A 20,331-nucleotide genomic window follows, 5' to 3' on the forward strand; every position below is an offset into this window, starting at 1 on the left:
TGGGTCAGGAAATGAGTGACCGGCATCGCGGATGGGATCAGCTGATCGGCGTCGTGTCGATGATCGGCCCCCAGCATTGCTCTCGGGCTTCGGGGTCGTGCTGCTCGGGGTCGTGCTGAGCGCGTGGGCGACGGCGTGCGGTCGACGAGTGTCTCGGTGGCCGAGTCCTGTTTGGGGTGCGAGGATCTTGTCGTTCAACGAGGAGGCTTTCCGGTGAATCCCAGCGTCAGGGACCGCCTCACGGCCGGGCGGGACGCCAAACATGTTCTCCCGGGTTGCTCTCGTGCCGTCGGTTGCGCGTGCGCCCTGAGACGGATGGCCCAGCGTAGTCGGCCGCTCGCGTCGGCCGTAGGTCAGGGCGCCACGTGCGTGACCTTCATGCACGAGTACGTCGCAACGGTGTGAGGCGATGAAGTTCGAGAGATTCCGGCAGGTGGCGCTCTTCGCCGAGCTCTCCGATGATGACCTGAGCAGGATCTGCAACGAGGCGAGCGACGTCAGCTTGGAACCCGGGGAAGTACTCTTCCGCGAGGGCGACCCGGGCGACCGTGCCTTCGTGATCTCCTCGGGAGAGCTAGAGATCATCAAGACCACAGAGCGGCGCGAGGTGCTGATCGCCTTGCGCACTGCCGACGACGTAATCGGCGAGATGGCGCTGCTGGACAAGGGTCCCCGTGGCGCGACCGCGCGAGCCAGGACCGCCACCGAGTTGGTGTCGATCCCCCAGGCCGCCCTCGAGGACCTTCTGGACACCAGCCCCTCCGCGGCACGCTCGATCCTCGTACCCCTCTCGCGTCGCATCCGCGAGACCAACGACCGGCTCCGACACCAGGAACGCATGCTGGTCCTCGGGGTGATGACGGCCGGCGTCGCACACGAGCTGAACAATCCCGCCGCCGCCGCCCAGCGCGCCGCCGACCAGCTCATCGTCGACATCGCCGACCTGGCCACGATGGCCGCGCGCGGGACCGGCACCGAGGCCGTCGACCTGTTTGCGGAGCTCGCCGAGCGGGAGCGCCCAGAGCGAACCGCCCTGGAGACCAGTGACCTGGAAGCGGCCGTCGAGGAGTGGCTGGAGAACCACGGCGTCGAGGACGGCTGGCAGCTCGCCCCGACCCTGGTCGAGGCGGGCGTCGCCGAGCCCGACCTCGCCCGCCTGCTCCCAGGCCCGGACCTGGCCACCGCGGTGCGGTTCCTGGTCCGCACGGCGGCGGTGCGCCAGTCAGCCGCACAGGTCGCCGAGGCGTCTCGCCGGGTTTCCGACGTCGTGCAGGCGATGCGCTCCCACTCGTACCTTGACCGAGCGCCAGTCCAAGAGGTCGACGTCGTCAGGGGCCTCGAGGACACCCTGGTGCTGTTGGGGCAGGCCACCGGGGGGATCCGCCTCGTCCGGGAGTACGACGCGAACCTCCCGCTCATCACCGCCCTCGGCGGCGAGCTGAACCAGGTGTGGACGAACCTGGTGCACAACGCCTGCGACGCGGTGGCGGAGGTCGAGGACCCCGTCGTGACGTTGCGCGCCCACCGCGCCGGCGAGAGCGTCGTGGTGGAGGTCGAGGACAACGGACCGGGCATCCCCGACGAGCTGAAGGAGCGTGTCTTCGACGCGTTCTTCACCACCAAGCCACCGGGTCAGGGCACCGGCCTCGGCTTACAGGTCAGCTACCGCATCGTCGTCGTGGAGCACGGCGGCGATCTCGCGCTGGACTCCGTTTCAGGGCGCACGACGCTCCGGGTGACGCTGCCCGTCAGCTCGCCCACGCTGGGGCGACCGGACGAGTCGAGGAAGCCGTGACCTCGAGTCACCCATTCACCTCGGGCGACCGAGCCGACCATGTCGCCTGACCAGCCCGCGGGAGTCGTCACCTTGATGTTCACCGACATCGAGGGGTCGACCAGGCTGCTGCGCACGCTTCCCGCCGACGCCGCCCTCGAGGCGTTCGCGCTGCACGGGCGTGTGCTGCGGGAGGCGTTCGCTCACCACGGCGGGTACGAGCAGCGCACCGAGGGGGACTCCTTCTTCGTCGTCTTCCAGGATGCGACCCAAGCGGTGGCCGCGGCCGTGGCCGCCCAGCGGCTCCTGGCCGCCCAGACCTGGCCGGGAGGTGAGCCCGTCCGGGTGCGGATGGGACTGCACACCGGCGAACCGACCCCGATCGATGGCGACTACGTCGGTCTTGACGTTCACCGCGCCGCCCGCATCGCCTCGGCGGGGCACGGTGGCCAGGTGCTGCTCTCCCAGGCGACCCGGACTGTCGCGGAGCCGCTCGAGGGGGTGACGGTCGTGGATCTCGGCGAGCACCGGCTCAAGGACCTGGCCCAGCCGGAGTGGATCTACCAGTTACAGATCGATGGCCTGCCCGGGCAGTTCCCGCCCCTGAACAGTCTCGAGACGCCCACGAACCTGCCGGCGGCCGTCACCCCGCTCGTCGGCCGTGAGGCCGACGTCGCGGCCGTGGAGGCGCTGCTCAGACGCGACGACGTGCGGCTGGTGACGATCACCGGAACCGGTGGCAGCGGCAAGACGCGGCTGGCCGTCGCCGTGGCGGAGCGCCTGGGTGACGCGTTCCGCAACGGACTGGTCTTCGTTGACCTCACCACGGCCACGTACCCGGCGCAGGTCGGCGACGTCATCTCATTGGCCGTCGACTTGCCCAGCGCGCCAGGTGTTCCGGGGATCGAGAACGTGGTCGGTCAGCTGAGAGACCGAGCGGTCCTGCTGGTCCTTGACAATTTCGAGCACGTCGTGTCGGCGGCCGGAGACCTGGCGACCCTGCTGGCCGGCGCCCGGCGGGTGAAGGCGATCGTGACGAGTCGGGGCCCGCTCCACATCGCCGCCGAGCACGAGTACGCCCTCCAGCTTCTGCAACCCGACGCGTCGGTGGAGCTCTTCCTTGAGCGGGCCCGCGCGACGCAGCCGACCTTCCGTCTGACCGCGACCAGTGCCAACGACGTCCGGGAGATCTGCGCACGGCTGGACCACCTGCCTCTGGCCATCGAACTCGCCGCGGCGCGCGTGAAGCTCCTCACCGTCGAGCAGGTCCGCGGCCAGTTGGACAGCCGGCTCGGACTGCTGAGTGGAGGTCGCCGCGACCTCCCGGCGAGGCAGCAGACCATCCGGGACACCATCGCGTGGAGTTACGACATGCTGCCCACCGCCGCCGCCGCGCTGCTGCGTCGCGCCGCGGTGTTCGTCGGTGGCATCGACCTCGACGCGCTCAAGGCCGTCTCGGGCGGCGATGCGGAGCCGCTGCCCGGCGTGGAGATCCTGCTCGACCAGAGCCTGCTGGGGCACGATCACGACACCCAACGCTTTTCGATGCTGGAGACCATCCGCGAGTTCGCTCTGGAGCGGGCTCGACTGGCCGGTGAGCTGGCAGAGGCCAGCCGCAGGCACGCGGCGTTCTTCGCCGAGCTGGGCGCCGACGTCGACGCCGGCGTGCACGGTGCCGACCGGGCCACCTGGCGCCGACGCCTCGACATCGAGCTGCCCAACCTGCTCGCGGCGCTGGAGTGGGCGCTCCAGGCCGAGCCACCACAGGCCGACGTGGGCGCCGCGCTCGCGATCGGCCTCAGCCACCACTGGTACACCCACGGCCGGGCGGTCGAGGGCGTCGCGTGGTTGCGGCGCGTGCACGCTCTCGGGGACATCTCCGTGGGCCTTCGGGCCAACGTCGCGCAACGGCTCGGAGTCCTCCTCGACCAACAGGCGGACAAGCATGGGGCCGCCGCCGTCCTGGAGGAGGCCATCGAGCTGTTCCGGCAGGTCGGGGACCGTGCCGGTCTGGCCCGGGCACTCAACAGTCTGGGATCGGCCTCGCGCACCGTGGACTCGACCACGCGAGCGCGGGAGCTGTTCGAGGAGGCGCTACGGATCCGCACCGAGCTGGGAGACGATGACGGCGTCTCGGTGACGACATTCAACCTGGCGCAACTGGCGATGGACGACGGGGACTTCGCGACCGCGCGTCGCCTGTTCGAGAGGTCGTACGAGCTCGACACCGCCCTCGGAGAGGAGTGGGGGGCTGTCATCGGATCGCTCGGCATTGCCACCGCGGCCGTCGCCGAGGGCGACCTCGAGGAGGCGGCACCGCGACTGCGCGAAGCCGTCCGGTTCTTCCGCGAGGCCGAGGACGAGGACCACCTCGCCGAGGCACTGGTCGTCTGCGCCGCCGAGGCCCTCCGGCTCGGCCGGTACGAGCGATCGGCCCGGCTCCTCGGTGCCGCGGACGGACGGTGGATCAGCATCGGGCTGCCGCTCGCGCCAGCGGACGCCGTGCCCGTAGAGCGGTGTCGATCCGCCGTTCAAGCGGCGCTCGGGGCCGAGGCCTGGGCCAGGGCGACTGACCAGGGACGCGCGATGACGGCCGACCAGGCCGTTGCCTACGCGCTGGAGGCCGACGGGCCAGGAGTAGCCCCGAAGGACCTTGAATGATCTGACCGTGAGTCCATCTTGGGCTGAGAGAGACTCCTCACAGGATGTCAGGCCAGACTCGGTCCGGATGACGACGCGCAACTTCGCACGGACGCTGCGCAGGGAACTGCTCCGCGACACCACGGACCCGCGCTTCATACCCGGGTCCTGGTACTAGCGGAACGTCAGCCAGGCTCCGATGAGGCCCGGCAGGGGTCCGGCCAGGAGCCAGAGACTGAGGATCGGCTTGGCATGGAGCGCCCGGAATGCTGCTACCGCGAACGTTCCGGTGATGCCGGCCAGGATGTTGAGGCCGACGCGCGCGTCCTGGTCGTTGGCGAAGATCCCCGCGATGGCCAGGCCGGCGGCGAAGTGCTCGATCACCGTGAAGGCGAGCACCGACAGCACCCATTGCTGGACCTTGGTGATGGACATCCCTTCGGCGGGTGATGCAGACGGGGACGCTTCGGCGGGGCTCTGCTGTTCCACGGGCCGAGACTACGTGATCACTTGCAAAGGTGTTCAATTGTTGTACTAGCCTCCGCGATGACCAAGGGAGAACCAGGGTGGATGCAACGGAGACAGCCGGCGTGTTGGACCGGACCGGACTCCTCCATGAGGCTGTCCGTGACCACGTCGTCGGTAGGGCGGACGTGACTGGGGCGGCGGGTGTCGAGGTCGTCGGGACAGCCGATGACGAGCGGCTGGTCCGGGACGCCCATCGTCGGGTCAAGGCGGCGCTGGACGAGGCCGCAGCCCGTTCCCCGCGGACCACGGGGGGTGGTGCGTCGTGAGTGTCCCGTTGTACCAGGCCAAGGCGGAGTTCTTCCGCACACTGGGACATCCCGCCCGGATCCGGATCCTGGAGCTGCTGAGCGAGCGCGACCATGCCGTGCACGAACTCCTCGACGAGATCACGATCGAGCCGAGCAACCTGTCCCAGCAGCTGTCGGTCCTGCGGCGCTCGTCGATGGTCGTCTCGCGCCGCCGCGACGGCGAGGTCGTGTACTCGATCAGCGCGCCCGAAGTACGCGACCTGCTTCTGGCAGCGCGGCGCATTCTCCTGGGCCTGGCGGCCCAGCTCGCGGACCTGGAACCCGAGCTGACCCCTCCGCAACCGTCCGGGTCACAGCGTCGGCAGGCCCGTTGAGATGAGCGTGTTCCGCGTGCTGCGGCTCATCCGTCGGGTGGGCAGGATCGCCGAGTCCGCACCGGCCGCGCCCGACCCGCTGCCCGACCTCCCGCGAGAGCTCACCGGAAGCGTGCAGGTGCGACACGTCGACGCGGGATCGTGCAACGGCTGCGAGATCGAGATCGGTGCCGCCTTCGGTCCGGTCTACGACGTGGAGCGTTATGGCGCTCGCCTGGTCGCCTCGCCGCGGCACGCCGACGTCGTGCTGGTGACGGGTGTGGTCACCCACAACATGCGCGAGCCGCTGCTTCGCACCGTCGAGGCCACCCCGCGGCCTCGCCTGGTGGTCGCCGTCGGCGACTGCGCGAGCAACTGCGGCATGTTCTCGGCAGGCTACGGCGTCGCCGGGGCCGTCCACGAGGTCGTCGACGTCGACCTCGAGGTGCCGGGCTGCCCACCAGGCCCAGAGGCAGTGGTCGAGGCGTTGCGACGGGTGACCGGTCGGTGACCGGGCCGGTGATCGGGCCGGTCACCGGGGTCGAGCTGGGGATCCTGGGACAGCTGGGGTTGGTGCTCGTCGGGGTCGTGGTGGCGGTCACCGTCCCCCCAGCTGTCCGATCGCGCGCCTCCGGGTCGGTCTCGGTCCTCCTCGGCGCTGCGGGCGCGGCGACGGGTGCTGCCGCGCTGGCCGGGCGGGAAGGGGTCGTCGAGCTGCCGACCTCGCTCCCCCTGGGCCACGTCGCGCTCCAGGCGACGCCGCTGGGCGGATTCTTCATGCTCGTCGCAGGCGGCGTGGGCCTCGTCGCCGCCCTCTACGGGATCGGTGCCGGCCACGGCCCCTCGACGTCGCGGACCTTCTGCGCGGCGTTCCCGGTCTTCCTGGGTGCGCTGCAGATGGTGCCGGCGGCCGGCGATGCTGTCTCGTTCCTCGTGGCGTGGGAGGTGATGGCTGTCGCCTCCACGGTGCTGGTGCTGGCCGAGCACGCGGCCCGCGCCGAGGTCCGCTCCGCGGCCTCGTGGTACGCCGCGATGACCCACCTCAGCTTCGTTCTCCTGCTGCTGGGTTTCGCGGTCCTGGCCGGCACAGGAGGTGGGACCGACTGGGCTTCACTCAGCCGGGTCGACCCGGGCTCTCCGTCCGCTTCTGTGGCGTTCGTGCTGCTGGCCGCCGGCTTCGCGACCAAGGCGGGAGTCGTCCCCGTCCACGTGTGGCTGCCGAGGGCGCATCCCGCAGCGCCGAGCCAGGTATCGGCCGTCATGAGCGCGGCGATGGTCAAGATGGGCGTGTACGGCGTGCTCCTGGTCACCCTGCGGCTGCTGCCCGGCGGGCCGTCCTGGTGGGGGACGGCCTTGCTCGGCGCCGGGGCCGTGTCGGCGGTCTACGGCATCCTGCAGGCGTCGGTGGCCACGGACCTCAAGCGGCTCCTCGCGTACTCGACCACGGAGAACATCGGGCTGATGTTCCTGGCTGCCGGTACCGGCCTGATGCTGCGCGCCCACCAGGTCACGCCGGCGGCCGATGCGGCGATCGTGGCCTGCCTGTTGCTGGTGGCGAGTCACGCGGCGTTCAAGGCCGCGCTGTTCCTCGCGACCGGGTCGGTGGTCCACGCCAGCGGGGAGCGCGACCTCGACCGGATGGGCGGGCTGGGGGCGCGGTTGCCGGTCACCGGCCTGGCGTTCGGCGTCGGTGCGCTCGGGGCTGCGGCGTTGCCGGTCACGGCAGGGTTCGTGGCCGAGTGGGCGCTGCTTCAGGCCGTCATCCACGGCGCGCGGCCGGAGGACCGGCTGGTGGCCGTCATCATGCCGATCGCAGTGACCGTCGTGGCGCTGACGGCCGGGTTGGCGCTGCTGACGTTCGTCAAGGCCTACGGCATCGCGTTCCTCGCCCGGCCTCGATCCGACGGAGCGGCCGCAGCCGTCGAGTCGAGCGGCAGCATGCAGACCGCCATGATCAGCGCGGCGGTCGCCGTGGTGGCCCTCGGGGTGGCACCCGGCGCCCTCACCCGCGCCGCATCGTCGGCCGCAGGGGTGGAGCCGGGTTCCGCCACCCTGACCGGTGTCGACCTCTCCGGGGTGGGCGCGTCGCTCGAACCCCTCGCACTCCTGGTCGCCGGTGCCCTGGCGCTGGCTGTGGTGGGTGCGGTCTCGGCCGCGGGCCGCCGGCAGCGACGACCCGTCGAGCTCAGCTGGGGATGCGGCGGGGTTCGGGCAGATCCGCGGATGCAGTACACCGCCACGTCGTACGCCGAACCGCTGGCCCGCGTCTTCGACGACGCCCTGCGCCCCGAACGCGACGTCGTGATCACCCACGCCGCCGAGTCCCGCTACCTGGTGGAGCGCGTCCAGTTCCGCCAGCAGGTGGTCGACCTGATGGAGACCCGCCTGTACCACCCCGGCCTGCGGCTGGTCGACCGCGCCGGCACGGCCGGCCGCCGACTTCAGAACGGCAGCATCCACCGCTACCTCGGCTACTCGTTCCTCGCCCTCGTGGCCGTGCTCCTGGTGGTGACCCTGTGAGCGGCAGCGAGGCCGGCGTCAATCTCCCGGCACTCACCGTGGCACTGAGCCAGGTCGTCGTCCTCGTCGTCCTGTCCCCCCTGGTGATCGGGCTGATGCGCACGGTTCGGGCGCGGCTGGAGGGTCGGGTCGGCGGCGGCCTCGGGCAGCCCTTCCGCGACGTGCGCAAGCTGCTGGCCAAGGAGCCGATCCGGGCGAAGGGCACCAGCTGGCTCTCGGTGGCCGGGCCGCTGGTGCTGATGGCCTCGAGCCTGGTCGTGTGCGCCTTGATGCCCCTCCTCGGAACGGTCACCTTCGACCGGATGCCGGACGACCTGTTCGTGGTGGTGTCCGTGCTGCTGCTGGGCACGGTCGCGGTCGCCCTGGTCGGGCTCGACGCCGGTACGGCGTTCGGCGGCATGGGGTCCAGCCGGCACATGACCATCGCGGCACTGGTCGAACCGACCGTGCTGCTGGCGGTGTACGCGCTGTCCATCCCGGTGGGCTCGTCCGTGCTGTCGCGGATCGTGGCCGCGCGACTGGAGGACCCGACCTCGGTCTTCTCGCCCGTCAGCCTGCTCGCTCTGTTGGCGCTCGCCATCGCTGTCGTCGCCGAGACCGGCCGGCTGCCCGTCGACAACCCCGCGACCCACCTCGAGCTGACGATGGTGCACGAGGCGATGGTCCTGGAGAGCTCAGGTCGTGACCTGGCCTGGCTCGAGCTCGGCTCGTGGCTCCGGCTCGGCGCGCTGCTCGGGCTGCTGGCCACCCTGCTCGCGCCCTGGGGGGTGGTCACCGAGGTGTCCGCTCCAGGGCTGCTGCTGGCGGCGCTGGCGCTGAGCGTCAAGCTCACCGTCGCGGCGACGCTGCTGGCCACCGTCGAGGTGTTCGTCGCCAAGGTCAGGCTGTTCCGCGTGCCAGAGCTGCTCGCCGGCTCGTTCGTCCTCGCGTTCCTCGCCGTCACGGCGTCCTACCTGGTGGCACCGGGGTAGTCGATGTCCGAGTCCATGTACGCCCAGCTCGTCGGCCTGTGCGCCGCGGTCCTGCTGCTGTGCGCGGTCCTCATCGTCTGGCGGCGATCCCTGCACGGCCAGATCCGCCTGCTGGCTGCCCAGGGATGGGGGCTGGGTGTCCTGGTCGCGGTCCTGGGCATCCACGAGGGCGACGGCCAGCTCATGATCGTCGCCGTGCTGGTGCTCGCCCTCAAGGGGATCGTCCTGCCCCGGGTGCTGACCCGGGCGACGGTCACCGACAACGGCGACCTCCGCGAGGAGACCCCGTTGATCAACACGACGGCATCGCTGATCCTGGTGGCGCTCCTCATGATGCTGGCCTACCTGGTCAGCCGACCGGTCCAGGCGCTCGGGTCGACGCCGCCTGTCGCGGCCGTCCCGGTCGGTATGGCGGTGACCTTGTTCGGCTTCCTCGTGTTGAGCACCCGCCGCCACGCGGTCTCGCAGCTGATCGGCTTCCTGCTGCTCGACAACGGCATCGGGACGATCGCGTTCCTCACCGCCGGGGGCGTGCCGCTCGTGGTGGAGCTCGGCGTCTCGCTCGACGTGCTGCTCGTGGTCTTGATCCTGCAGGTGCTGACCAGTCGCATCCGGGCGGAGTTCGGTGGCGCCGACCTCGACGACCTCACGGAGCTGCGCGACTGATGGGTGCCGTTCTCCTCCTCACTCCCGGCTGTTGCCTGCTCGTGGCCCTGACCGTCGCCGGCCTCCGCGGCCGAGGTCCCGACGTGCTCCTGTGCTACGCCGGAGTCGCCGGCTCAGTCGTCGCGCTCGGATCCGGCCTGACCCTGGTGGTCGCCCACCTCGGAGGCCACGGTGCCGCCGTCACGACGCTCGGAGGACAGCTACGAGCGGATTCGCTGTCCGCCTTCATGCTCACCTCGATCGGCGCAGTCGGCCTCACCGCCACCTTGGCCGACGCCCCGCGCCGGTCGCGGCCCGTACCTTCCCCGTCGTACCCCGCCCTGGTGCTGCTGTTCCTCGGGGCCATGTCCGTGGCCGTGCTGGCCGACAACCTGGGTGTGCTGTGGGTCGCCGTCGAGGCGACCACGGTGGCGACGGCGTTCCTGGTCGGTCACCACGGCTCGCGCCATGCACTGGAAGCCGCGTGGAAGTACGTCGTCCTCGGCTCGGTCGGCGTGGCAATCGCGTTCCTCGGGATCGTGCTGCTCTATGCGGCCACCCGCTCCGCCGGCGTTGCCACCCTCTCCTGGTCGACACTGAACGGGACACATCCGGCCCTCGACCCGTCGCTGGTGCGGTTGGCCGCCGCGCTCGCGATCCTCGGGTTCGCCACCAAGACCGGCCTGGCACCGATGCACAGCTGGCTCCCGGACGCGCACAGCCAGGCACCGGCCCCGGTGTCGGGCCTGATGTCGGGGGTCCTGCTGTCGGTGGCGTTCTACGCGATCTTGCGCATCCAGGCCGTCGCCGCGCCCGTGATCGGTACGACCATGATGAGGAGCCTGCTCGCCACCGCCGGTCTCCTCTCGCTGGCCGTGGCGACGCTGCTGATGATCTCCCAGCGCGACCTCAAGCGACTGCTGGCCTACTCCAGCGTCGAACACGTCGGTGTGCTCGCGCTGGCCGCCTCGGTCGGGGGTTCGCTGGCCATCGCGGCTGCGCTGCTGCACGTGCTCGGCCACGGCCTGGCCAAGGCGACCGCGTTCGTCGGCTCGGGCTGGGTCCTCGAGACCGAGGGCACCACCCGGATATCCGATCTCCGGCACCTGCTGCACCGGCGCCCGGGGATCGCCATACCGCTGCTGGCCGCCGTCATGGCGCTGCTCGGGCTGCCGCCGTTCAGCCTGTTCTTCTCCGAGGTGGGCATCGTCGTCGCGGGTTTCCAGCGAGGCATGGGCTGGGTGATGGCGGCCATGGTGGCCCTGCTGATGGCGGCCTTCGTCGCGCTCGTACGGCGTCTGGCGCCGATGTTCCTCGGGCACAGGTCGGACGACGTCGGCAGCCCCGACCGGACCGTGCCCGGCATCGTGCTCCCCCTCGCTGTCGCGCTCGCTGTCACGGCCGTCGCGGGGTTCGCAGCCGGCCCGTTCGCCACGTTGCTCACCGACGCCGCCGCCGTGCTGAGCGCGCCATGACCGAGCACGCCATGACCGAGCGTTCCGAGGTCTCCGCCGCCCAGCTCCCGGACCTGGTGGCCGCGCGGCTGACCGACGGCTACCGGATGGCGCTGGTCGCCGGCCACGAGGACGACGAACGGTTGCGCGTGGTCTACGTCCTGGTCCGGCCCGTCGACGACCGCCGGGTCGAGCTCGTCCTCGGCGTACCCAAGGGCAACCCGGTGATCCCTAGCCTGGCCGCCCTGGACTATGCCACCGGTCGCTTCGAGCGTGAGCTGCACGACCTCTACGGCATCGTCCCCGAAGGCCACCCGCTTCCGGCCCGGCTGGTCCGGCACGCCCACTGGCCGCGCGGGTGGTACCCGATGCGGCGTGACGCCGGCGCTCCACCACCCTTCGAGCCGGACGTGGGGTCGTTCCCGTTCCTGCAGGTCGAGGGGCAAGGCGTGTACGAGATCCCGGTCGGGCCAGTGCACGCCGGGCTCATCGAACCCGGCCACTTCCGCTTCTCGGTCGTGGGCGAGACCATCCTCCGGATGAAGGCCCGGCTCTGGTTCGTGCACCGCGGGGCCGAGAAGCTGTTCGAAGGCCGCGACATCCATGACGGCATCGCACTCGCCGAACGGATCAGCGGCGACACCGCCGTCGGTCACGCCACCGCGTACGCGACGGCCGTCGAAGCCGCCCTCGGGATCGACGTGCCCACCACCGATCGGCTCGTCCGCGCCCTCCTGCTCGAGCTGGAGCGCATGCACAACCACGTCGCCGACCTCGGCGCCCTCGCCAACGACGTCGGCTACGGCATCGCCCACACGCACGCGCAGCGGATCCGGGAGACCCTGCTCCGCCTCAACCGACGCACCACGGGGCACCGCCTCATCCGGGGCGGGATCAGCATCGGCGGCGCCCGGCTGATCGAGCTGCCCGATCCCGACCTGGTCACCGCCCTCGCTCGCGACGTCGCGGAGCTCGTCGAGATCAGCCTGTCCAACTCCACCGTCCTCGACCGCTTCACCGGCACCGCCGTCCTCCCCACCCAAGCCGCACACGAGCTCGGCACCCTCGGCTACGTCGCCCGCGCCTCCGGCCTGGACCAGGACGCGCGGCGCGACCACCCCGGCGTCGATCTCGATGCACTCGACGTCGTCCTCGAGCCCGGCGGCGACGTCCTCGCGCGCTACCTCGTGCGGGCCCGTGAGGTGCAGGTGTCCGCACGTCTGGTCGCCAGCATCGTGCACACACTCGCCGGCAACCCCGGCTCCGGATCCCGGACGACAGCCCGTGGGGCCGGAACCGGTCTCGGCCTGGTCGAGGGCTGGCGCGGCACCATCGCCCACCGCGTCGAGATCGCCTCCGGCGGTCGCCTCAGCCGGGTCAAGGTGGTCGACCCGTCCTACTTCAACTGGCCGGCGCTACCGGTCGCCCTGGCCGGCACGATCGTCCCGGACTTCCCGCTGGCCAACAAGAGCTTCAACCAGTCCTACGCCGGCAACGACCTCTGACCACTCGCGGTAGGGCAACGGCGGCCGGTACTCGGCCACCGCGCGATCGCCGGCAGCTTCCCTGTGCCATCTCAAACGTGCGCCCGCTCGTCGGCCGAGCGAGCGCTTTTGCAGACCCGACCCCGCAGCCTGACGTGACTTGTCCGGCGTACACCGTCCGCCGTCATCCCAGACGTCCGATCAGCTGACGACGCTGAGCCGGTAGCCGCGCTTGACGACGGTCTGCACGGCCCGGGTGCCGATGGCGGCGCGCAGTCGGGCGACGGCCATCTCGACCGCGTGCTCGCTGCCGGCCTGACCGCTGGGGAGGGCGGCGAGCAGGTTCTTGCGGGAGACGACGGACCCGGGGTTGGTGACCAGCGCCTGGAGGACCGCTGCGGGGGCCGCGGAGAGCTTGACCTCGAGACCGTCGAGGAGCACGTCCTCGCCGTGCATGAGGAGCTGGTGGCCGCCGACGAGCTCGAGGGTGAGGCCGTTGCGGCGGGAGGGGAGCTCGGTCTCCAGCTGCTTGACCATGGCGAGGAGTCGCGAACGTTCGGGGAACATCGTCGGTACGCCCCACATCTCGAACGCCGCCGCGGTCACCGGGCCGACGCAGGCAGCGACGGCGTCGGACTGGAAGGCGATGACGACCTCGTCGCGCCGCCCCGTGGAGGCCGCAGCCTCCATGAGCGCGGCCACGGCGGGAGCCGAGGTGAACGTGACGGCGTCGAGCTCGCGATCCGCGATCAGGTCGATGAGCTTGAACATCGGTCCGGGGTCGTCGGCGCTGGCCACCCGGTACACGGTGACGGTGGTGACGTCGGCTCCTTGGCGGCGCAGGGCGTGGGCGACCATCGACAGCGACTGTCCGTGCTCCTGGACCACGATGCGCAGACCCGTGAGGTCACGGCCCCGGAGGTGGGCGAGCAAACGTGTCACCGAACGAGGCGACGTCCACGCCGAGAAGTTCAGCTTGATCAGCAGGGGCATCGCGGCCGAGTAGCCGATGAACGAGCCGAAGGTCCCGATGTAGAGGAACGACATGACCCACGTCTGGCGCTGCCGAGCAGCAGTCAAAGGGAGACGGGCTCGGGCAACTCGGACCGTCGGCCGAGCACGGTCCCATGGTCAAGATCCTCCGTGGGTTGTCGCGGGTTGCCAGTGCACCGATGCCACGTCGGATCCGTCGGCGATGGTGTGGACCTGGCTGCCGTCGGCGGCCATCACGTAGGCGTCCGTGGGCGACCCGCCTCGTGCGGGCCGACGGCACCCGACTCACGCAGCTGACGGACTCGGAGGCCATCGAGAGCACGCCCGTCTGGTCACCTGATGGCGCCCGGATCGGCTACACGGCCGAGGACGGCGTGGACGGTCCCTCCACGATCCATGTGATGTCGCGCGACGGCTCGGCCGACGCGGTTGTGGTCACCGGATCGGGTGACGTAGGTCATCCCGAGCTTCACGACTGGACCCGGGACTCCACGACCCTGCTCTTCGGCGCCAACGAAGGACGCACCGGACTCTGGACCGTGCGTGTGGACGGGACCCACCGGCGCTTCCTGCGCGGAGGGCGGGAAGACTTCGGCTCGGGGGCTGCGTACTCCCCCGACAGCCGCTCCCTCGTCCTCCAGTCCGACGTCGACGGCGGATGCATCTACAAGAGCGACCCTATGTACACGTCGTTCTCGTCCTGGACGGCGCCGCCGATGAACGCCAGCCAGCGACCGTCGGGCGACCACGCGGGGTAGCTGTCGGGGCCCGCGGTGTCGACCAGGCAACGCCGATCGGTGCCGTCCGGCTTCATCAGGAACACGGCGGCGGGGACGCCAGGGCCTCGACACCTGCCGGGCCGAGATCATCCGATCGTGCGAGAAGGCCTGACCGAGCGCTGAGGCGGAATGACGGCGGACGGGCCGTCGCTGGCGCTTCGCGCGCTTCAGGCAGGCAGGGCGAGGTTCCTGTGGTGCAGGGCCAGCGCTCCGGCGGCGGCGAGCAGCGTGCAGGCCGCGACCAGGCCGAGCACGGGGCCCATGCTGATGGGGACGGCCGGGGCGTTGGGCACGTGGGTGAACGGCGACACGTCGAGCAGCCACGTCGGCAGGCCCAGGGAGGGTCCGAACATCGGCCCCAGGATGATGGTGAGCACCACCAGCGTCCAGGACATGCCGACCGACCATCGCGGCGCCAGCATCACGAGGACGAGCACGGCACCCCCCAGGACGCCGATGGCGGGGAGCTGGACCAGCGCGGCGCCGACGAGGTCGAGGAGCAGGGGGGCAGGGTCTCCGAGGACCAGCCCGCCGGTGATGGTCACGGCCACGGCGAAGAGCAGGATCAGCAGCGTGGCACCGACCAGGGCGTTGACGGCGTAGGCAGCCAGCCACCTGAGCCGGGAGACAGCGGTTCCGAGCACCGGCTCCAGCGTGCCTTGTGCCTCGTCGTGGTGGAGTCGGAGCAGGAAGGTGACGACGTAGGCGGCCACAGCCGTGCCGGCGATCTGCAGCATCGAGGCCCAGTAGGCCCCGAGGAGGTCCACGTCGCCGCCGAACGTGGCATACCACTCGGTCGCGTCTCCCTCGAGCCCCCTGATCTGCTCGCTCAGCGCTCCGAAGACCAGCCCGAAGCCGAACAGCCCGATCGCCCAGCCCAGCAGTGCTCCGCGTTGCAGCCGCCACACGAGGCCGGTCGGGCTCAGCAAGCTCGGCCGTGCATGCGCGTCCCCCCGGCGCTCGGGCAGCAGGCCGCGACCGACGTCGCGCCTGCCGACCAGGAGGACCGCTGCCCACGACAGCAGTCCGAGAGAGACCAGGGACAGGCCGGCGGGCCACCACAGGTTGTCAGCGAACGGCCGCATCTGCTGTCCCCAGCCGATCGGCGAGAGCCAGGCCGGCCATGCGCTGGTCACCCGCAGCGCGGCGGCGTCGACCGTGCCGAGCATGTTGCCGAGTGCGGCGAGGAGGAACGAGCCTCCCAGCGCAGCGGCGGCGAGGCCGCTCGCACCGCGCGTGGTCGACGCCAGCTGTGAGGTCACGGCGGCCACGCCGGTGAACGCCACCCCCACGATGGCGATCGACACGCCGGCTACCAGCGAGCCCGAGATGGGCTGTCCGGTGACGATCATCCCGAGTCCCAGCAGCGCTGCCAGGACGACGTTGGCGGCGAGCGCGACGATGACGGAGGCCGTCAACGAGGCGTAGCGACCGACGACGCCGGCACCGAGGATCTCCTCGCGCCCGAGCTCCTCGGCCTGACGGGTGTGTCGCACGACGGCGAAGACACTCATGAGGGCGGCGAGCACTGCCAGCGTGAGCGCGTCCCGGTGCAGGGTGTACCCGCCGATGGTCCGCCCCGTCACCAGGCCCAGGACTCGCATCCCCGGGTTCTCCACGACCACCCGGGTGTCCGGTACCAGGAGCTGGGGGTGCTTGGTATAGCCGTCCGCGAACAGCGCGGTCGTGGCGGCCAGGAACGTCGTCATGCCGAGAATCCATGCGGGCAGGGTGATGCGGTCGCGCCGCAGGGCGAGGCGGACCAGCCGCATCGTGCCGGTGAAGCCGCTCATGGCGTCGGCACCACCTCGGCAGCCACACCGGCACCAGACCCGGTGACGTCGTCGTCGTAGTGGCGCAGGAACAGCTCCTCCAGCGTGGGCGGCGAGGTGACCATGGACCGAACCTCGAGCTCGACCAGGTGCTCGAGCACGTGGTTGAGCTCGCCGGGGTCGACGCTGAACTCCGCGTGCCCGTCCTGCACCCGGGCGTCGTGAACTCCGGACCAGCCCGTCACCGGCTCCAGCGGCTTCGCGGTGTCGACCACCACCGACGTACGGGTGAGGTGGCGCAGCTCGTCGAACGTGCCGCTCTCGGCGGCCCGGCCCGCCCGGATGATCGTGACCCGGTCGCACAGAGCCTCGACCTCGGAGAGGATGTGGCTGGAGAGCAGGATGCTGCGGCCGCTCGCGCGGAGCTCCTGGACGACCTCCTGGAAGACGGCCTCCATCAGCGGGTCGAGACCAGAGGTCGGTTCGTCCAGCAGGTAGAGCTCCACGTCGGAGCAGAACGCCGCCACCAGGGCCACCTTCTGCCGGTTGCCCTTGGAGTAGGCGCGGATCTTCTTGGTCGGGTCGAGCTGGAAGCGCTCGAGAAGCTCCTCGCGGCGGGAGGGGTCGCTGCCTCCGCGGAGGTCGCCGAGCAGGTCGATCACCTCACCACCGGTGAGGTTGGGCCACAGGTTCACCTCACCGGGCACGTAGGCCAGACGCCTGTGCAACGCCACCGCGTCACGCCACGGGTCACCGCCGAGAAGGTCGACCTGACCCTCGTCGGCACGCAGCAACCCCAGCAGCACACGGATGGTCGTTGTCTTGCCGGCACCGTTCGGCCCGAGGAAGCCGTGCACCTCACCCGTCATCACCTCGAGGTCGAGATGGTCGAGGGCCCGCGTCCTGGACCCGAAGTCCTTCACCAGCCCCGAGACCGAGATCGCGGCGCTCACGGCGACCACTCCCCTTCATGTCCGCGCGCTGGAGGCCATACGTCTCCACCGTTCAGAGAACCGCTGCCGCGCCCGCGGCGAACAGGGCCAAAGGCCACCTGGCGACGGGGCTCTTGTCCCGCAGATGCACTGCCTCGCCTCGCGGCTCGTGGTCATCCCGAGCGAGGCGCTCGAGGCGTTTCATGGCCGCGTTGCTGGTGCTGGACGAGAGCGCGGACGGCGACGAAGGTGACCAGCAAGGCGATCAGGCTCGCGACAACGTCGCTGGTCACCGTGAGGATCACGACTGCGACCAGGACGCCTGCTGTGCTCAGCACGAGCGGCCACCTCGACGACTTCCTCTGGAGTGTCAGCATGTTGGTCACCTTCTGGGTTGGTGGTGCGAGTGGTGGAGTAAGGGGTGGTTGAGGCTCCTCGGTGTGCTTGTGCCAGGCGTCGCGAAGGCGAATGACCGCACCTGTGCGGAGGACCGCGTTCTGGTAGACGCGGCCCGCGAAGCTGACGAGTCCGGCGATGGCGGCGAGCGTGAGCACCACGGCGATGGGTGACTCCCACCATGCCGTGGCACCGAGCGCGATCCGCCCGGGCATGGCCAGTGGTGCGGTGGCCGGGAAGACGGACAGCAACCGAGCCCACATCCCGTCCGGGTCCGCGCTCAGCGCCATGAACGACAGCCAGTACCCGGCGACCAGGACGTAGCCCACCGGGCCGGCTACTGCTTGGGCGTCCTCGGTGCGTGAGGCGAGAGACCCCAATGCTCCGTAGATCATCGCGTACAGGGCGTAGCCGAGGACGAACCACACGAGCACCCATGCCAGGACTCCTGCACTCACGGCCGGCAGGTCGGCGGAGTCGACGAACATCGAGGTGATCAGCGCCGCCAGCGCGGTGACTGCGAGCTGGGCGAACCCGAGCAAGCCGATGCCGACCACCTTGCCGCCCAGCAGCGACTTGGCCGGCACCCGAGCCAGGAGGACCTCGACGACGCGACTGGACTTCTCCTCGACGACGCCGGTCAGCACGAGGTTGCCGTAGATGACGATGGCGGCGAGAAGGGCGACCGTCATCAAAGCCGCCGCCGCCGCGTCGTCTGCGCTGCGGCCGGGCACCGCGCCGATCGAGACACTCTCGACGGGAACGGGTGCGAGGAGCTGTGCCGCGGTGTTCGGATCCATCCCCGCCGCCGCGGCCCGTTCCAGGACGGTCGAGACCTGGATGGCACCGGTGATCAGCGCCTGCAGCTCGGGATCCGCCTTCTCGCGCCATTCCAGGCGCCGCTCTCCGACGACGAGGACGTCGATGTCCTGATCTCGCAGTGCCTTCTCGCCGGCGGCCGCGGTGTCGAAGCGGCGTAGGTGGAGCGCGGCGTAGCCCGAGCCGCCCTCGTCGGAGAGCGCTTGCTCGACCACCTGTGACGTCGCACCTGTGATGCCGACGTTCTTCGTGGTCTGCGCCGTGTCGAGCAGGCCGGGGAGCACGACCATGGCGACGACGACGAGCAGCATCAGCAGCACGCTGATCCTGAAGCCCCGGGACCGGGCCCGTTCGCGCATCTCGCGGCGAGCGACCAGCCATCCCTGGTTCGCGGCGTTCATGTCCTGACCGCCCCTGTGAACAGGTCCGACAGCGTGGGCGGCTGGTAGGTGAAGGATGTGACCTCCTCTGCCGCCGTCGTCGCTGAGACCAGTGCCGCGATCTCGGTGTCGCGAGAGACCTCGAGCCGGACCGATCCGAGGGTGCTCTCGAGCACCCGCACGTGGGGCACGCTGGCCCATGCCGGGGCCGGTCCGCGATAGTGGATGTCGACGATCCGCTGCGGCGTCGCTGCACGGAGAGCCTCCAGCTCGCCGGCAAGGACCACGCGTCCGTGGTCGATGATGACGACGTCCTGGCAGAGGTCCTCGACGAGATCGAGCTGGTGGCTGGAGAAGAGGACCGTCACCCCGGTGGCCGCGAGCTCCTGGAGCAACCCCGCCATGGATCCCATCGCGATGGGATCCAGCCCGGCGAAAGGTTCATCGAGGACGAGCAGGTCCGGCTCGTTGACGAGGGCGGCAAGTAGTTGCACCCGCTGTTGGTTGCCGTGGGACAGCTCGTCCACGCGAGCAGCCGCCCGTTCCGCTATCCCCAGCCGCTCGAGCCACAGGTCGGTCACCCGGCTGACCTCCGAGCTGGTGCGCCCGCAGAGCTCCCCCAGGTAGACCAGTTGTTCCCGTACCCGCATCCGGGGGTACAGACCCCGTTCTTCAGGCATGTACCCGAAGCGGGCACGGTCGGCCTCGACGATGGGTGAGCCGCGCCAGGTGACCAACCCCTCGTCGAGCTGCAGCAGTCCGAACACCGCGCGCATCGCGGTTGTCTTGCCGGCGCCGTTGGGGCCAAGGAAGCCCGTCAGTCTCCCGGGCCGAGCCTCGAACGTGCACCCGTCCAGCGCGCTGAGCGAGCCGAAGCGTTTGTGCACACCGTCGAACTGCAACACCACCGGTCTCCGATCCTCAGGACACGACCGCTTCACCTGCCCCAGGTTCTGCGCAAAGAACGCGGGTACAGCGATCCAGAGGAACAGCAACGGATCTCCTCCGTCACCATCACTCTGCTCCGCCATGCCATCGGTGCCCAGAGACAGACGGCACTCCCGCAGAGGACGTTCTGCTCAGTTGCTCGCCGCCACGGGACCCAGCGCGCAGCTCGCCTTCGGTGTCGCTGAGGGCAACCACCAGGCAGAGACCCGCCAGCACCAAGGTGACCGGTCCGAGCAGGAACCGTTCCCATGGACTCTGGGACAACACGTTCGCCGACGTGCCAGCTGTCATCAGCACGACCAGCACCCACGTTCCGATTCGTGCAGTGGTGCGCGAGGGCCAGTTCAGCCTGAAGCCAGCGCGTCGGATGATGACGGCGGCCGCGACGGCGTACACGACGATCGAGACGGCGCTGCCGACGCGGAGTCCCGGGGGAAGTCGACCCTCGTTGGCTCCGCCCCAGGCCGCCTTGCCGAGCGGTGCTCCCGCCGCCAGGAGCAGCTGGAAGACGGCCAGACCTGCGAACCCGACGACCGCACCCAAGGCGGCCATCCTCGTGACAGCGCGGTCTCTCATGACACTCCCCTTCCGGTGCTCACACCCGCTCCCGAAGTCGAGATAGGTGAAGTGGCCTTCTCGTTCGGGGCCGTACCACTGCCCGCAAGGACGAGGCAGCCACGTTCAGGGAACCGGGG

The 20,331-nt window shown here is 70.4% G+C and carries 17 protein-coding genes; 10 read left to right on the plus strand and 7 right to left on the minus strand.

The features are described 5' to 3' along the window. Window positions 1-409: 409 nt before the first annotated feature. The gene (locus tag ISU07_RS15645) at window positions 410-1,795 is read left to right on the plus strand and encodes a sensor histidine kinase (RefSeq protein ID WP_194707759.1); all 1,386 of its coding nucleotides are present in this window, start codon (window positions 410-412) and stop codon (window positions 1,793-1,795) included. Between the two features lie 39 nt (window positions 1,796-1,834). Next, complete coding sequence (locus tag ISU07_RS15650; RefSeq protein ID WP_194707760.1) at window positions 1,835-4,435, plus strand: tetratricopeptide repeat protein; 2,601 nt, start codon at window positions 1,835-1,837, stop codon at window positions 4,433-4,435. A gap of 153 nt (window positions 4,436-4,588) precedes the next feature. Here ISU07_RS15650 and ISU07_RS15655 read toward each other — a convergent pair whose 3' ends face one another. After that, entirely contained in the window at window positions 4,589-4,903 is a 315-nt protein-coding gene (locus ISU07_RS15655) for a hypothetical protein (protein WP_194707761.1), read from the minus strand. Between the two features lie 301 nt (window positions 4,904-5,204). Between ISU07_RS15655 and ISU07_RS15660 the strand changes: the two genes are divergently transcribed. From ISU07_RS15660 to ISU07_RS15690, 7 genes are read left to right on the plus strand one after another with little or no spacing between them, the layout of a single operon-like run. Continuing rightward, complete coding sequence (locus tag ISU07_RS15660) at window positions 5,205-5,564, plus strand: ArsR/SmtB family transcription factor (protein ID WP_194707762.1); 360 nt, start codon at window positions 5,205-5,207, stop codon at window positions 5,562-5,564. A 1-nt stretch (window position 5,565) separates the two neighbouring features. Further along, on the plus strand, window positions 5,566-6,054 hold the full coding sequence (locus ISU07_RS15665) for an NADH-quinone oxidoreductase subunit B family protein (protein ID WP_194707763.1): 489 nt from the start codon (window positions 5,566-5,568) through the stop codon (window positions 6,052-6,054). Continuing rightward, complete coding sequence (locus ISU07_RS15670) at window positions 6,051-8,063, plus strand: proton-conducting transporter transmembrane domain-containing protein (RefSeq protein WP_323742639.1); 2,013 nt, start codon at window positions 6,051-6,053, stop codon at window positions 8,061-8,063. The genes ISU07_RS15665 and ISU07_RS15670 overlap by 4 nt, the downstream gene beginning before the upstream one ends. Continuing rightward, window positions 8,060-9,034 (plus strand): respiratory chain complex I subunit 1 family protein, encoded by a 975-nt coding sequence (locus ISU07_RS15675; RefSeq protein ID WP_323742640.1) that lies wholly within the window; start codon window positions 8,060-8,062, stop codon window positions 9,032-9,034. Before ISU07_RS15670 ends, ISU07_RS15675 begins: the two co-directional genes overlap by 4 nt. A gap of 3 nt (window positions 9,035-9,037) precedes the next feature. Next, a complete protein-coding gene (locus ISU07_RS15680) occupies window positions 9,038-9,700 on the plus strand; it encodes a hypothetical protein (RefSeq protein ID WP_194707764.1) in 663 nt (220 codons plus the stop codon). Further along, window positions 9,700-11,154 carry a proton-conducting transporter transmembrane domain-containing protein gene (locus tag ISU07_RS15685; RefSeq protein WP_194707765.1) on the plus strand — a complete coding sequence of 485 codons (1,455 nt, stop codon included), beginning with the start codon at window positions 9,700-9,702 and terminating at the stop codon, window positions 11,152-11,154. Before ISU07_RS15680 ends, ISU07_RS15685 begins: the two co-directional genes overlap by 1 nt. Further along, window positions 11,151-12,638, plus strand: coding sequence for a hydrogenase large subunit (locus ISU07_RS15690; RefSeq protein ID WP_228522010.1), 1,488 nt, complete (start codon window positions 11,151-11,153; stop codon window positions 12,636-12,638). The genes ISU07_RS15685 and ISU07_RS15690 overlap by 4 nt, the downstream gene beginning before the upstream one ends. Before the next feature lie 180 nt (window positions 12,639-12,818). Here ISU07_RS15690 and ISU07_RS15695 read toward each other — a convergent pair whose 3' ends face one another. Continuing rightward, window positions 12,819-13,664, minus strand: coding sequence for a uroporphyrinogen-III synthase (locus tag ISU07_RS15695; RefSeq protein ID WP_228522011.1), 846 nt, complete (start codon window positions 13,662-13,664; stop codon window positions 12,819-12,821). A gap of 209 nt (window positions 13,665-13,873) precedes the next feature. Between ISU07_RS15695 and ISU07_RS15700 the strand changes: the two genes are divergently transcribed. Beyond that, entirely contained in the window at window positions 13,874-14,368 is a 495-nt protein-coding gene (locus ISU07_RS15700; protein ID WP_194707766.1) for a TolB family protein, read from the plus strand. Between the two features lie 188 nt (window positions 14,369-14,556). On the opposite strand, the gene ISU07_RS15705 is transcribed toward ISU07_RS15700, so the two are convergent. The 5 genes from ISU07_RS15705 to ISU07_RS15725 all read right to left on the minus strand — a co-directional run bounded on the left by ISU07_RS15705 (window position 14,557) and on the right by ISU07_RS15725 (window position 20,179). Next, window positions 14,557-16,182, minus strand: a complete 1,626-nt coding sequence (locus ISU07_RS15705) for an ABC transporter permease (protein ID WP_194707767.1) — start codon at window positions 16,180-16,182, stop codon at window positions 14,557-14,559. Next, on the minus strand, window positions 16,179-17,114 hold the full coding sequence (locus ISU07_RS15710; protein WP_323742641.1) for an ABC transporter ATP-binding protein: 936 nt from the start codon (window positions 17,112-17,114) through the stop codon (window positions 16,179-16,181). Before ISU07_RS15710 ends, ISU07_RS15705 begins: the two co-directional genes overlap by 4 nt. A 152-nt stretch (window positions 17,115-17,266) precedes the next feature. After that, window positions 17,267-18,709 carry an ABC transporter permease gene (locus tag ISU07_RS15715; protein WP_194707769.1) on the minus strand — a complete coding sequence of 481 codons (1,443 nt, stop codon included), beginning with the start codon at window positions 18,707-18,709 and terminating at the stop codon, window positions 17,267-17,269. After that, on the minus strand, window positions 18,706-19,596 hold the full coding sequence (locus tag ISU07_RS15720; protein WP_323742642.1) for an ABC transporter ATP-binding protein: 891 nt from the start codon (window positions 19,594-19,596) through the stop codon (window positions 18,706-18,708). Before ISU07_RS15720 ends, ISU07_RS15715 begins: the two co-directional genes overlap by 4 nt. A gap of 106 nt (window positions 19,597-19,702) precedes the next feature. Further along, window positions 19,703-20,179, minus strand: a complete 477-nt coding sequence (locus ISU07_RS15725; protein ID WP_194707771.1) for a hypothetical protein — start codon at window positions 20,177-20,179, stop codon at window positions 19,703-19,705. Window positions 20,180-20,331: the final 152 nt, after the last annotated feature.

This window comes from Nocardioides islandensis (genome assembly GCF_015352455.1).
GTDB lineage: Bacteria > Actinomycetota > Actinomycetes > Propionibacteriales > Nocardioidaceae > Nocardioides > Nocardioides islandensis.

What these genes read in the sequence shown, in the direction of transcription:
- ISU07_RS15645 (WP_194707759.1), top strand. Translation starts at nt 410, where the DNA reads ATGAAGTTCGAGAGATTCCGGCAGGTGGCGCTCTTCGCCGAGCTCTCC.
- ISU07_RS15650 (WP_194707760.1), top strand. Translation starts at nt 1,835, where the DNA reads ATGTCGCCTGACCAGCCCGCGGGAGTCGTCACCTTGATGTTCACCGAC.
- ISU07_RS15665 (WP_194707763.1), top strand. Translation starts at nt 5,566, where the DNA reads ATGAGCGTGTTCCGCGTGCTGCGGCTCATCCGTCGGGTGGGCAGGATC.
- ISU07_RS15680 (WP_194707764.1), top strand. Translation starts at nt 9,038, where the DNA reads ATGTCCGAGTCCATGTACGCCCAGCTCGTCGGCCTGTGCGCCGCGGTC.
- ISU07_RS15685 (WP_194707765.1), top strand. Translation starts at nt 9,700, where the DNA reads ATGGGTGCCGTTCTCCTCCTCACTCCCGGCTGTTGCCTGCTCGTGGCC.
- ISU07_RS15690 (WP_228522010.1), top strand. Translation starts at nt 11,151, where the DNA reads ATGACCGAGCACGCCATGACCGAGCGTTCCGAGGTCTCCGCCGCCCAG.
- ISU07_RS15695 (WP_228522011.1), bottom strand. Translation starts at nt 13,664, where the DNA reads ATGTCGTTCCTCTACATCGGGACCTTCGGCTCGTTCATCGGCTACTCG.
- ISU07_RS15705 (WP_194707767.1), bottom strand. Translation starts at nt 16,182, where the DNA reads ATGAGCGGCTTCACCGGCACGATGCGGCTGGTCCGCCTCGCCCTGCGG.
- ISU07_RS15715 (WP_194707769.1), bottom strand. Translation starts at nt 18,709, where the DNA reads ATGAACGCCGCGAACCAGGGATGGCTGGTCGCTCGCCGCGAGATGCGC.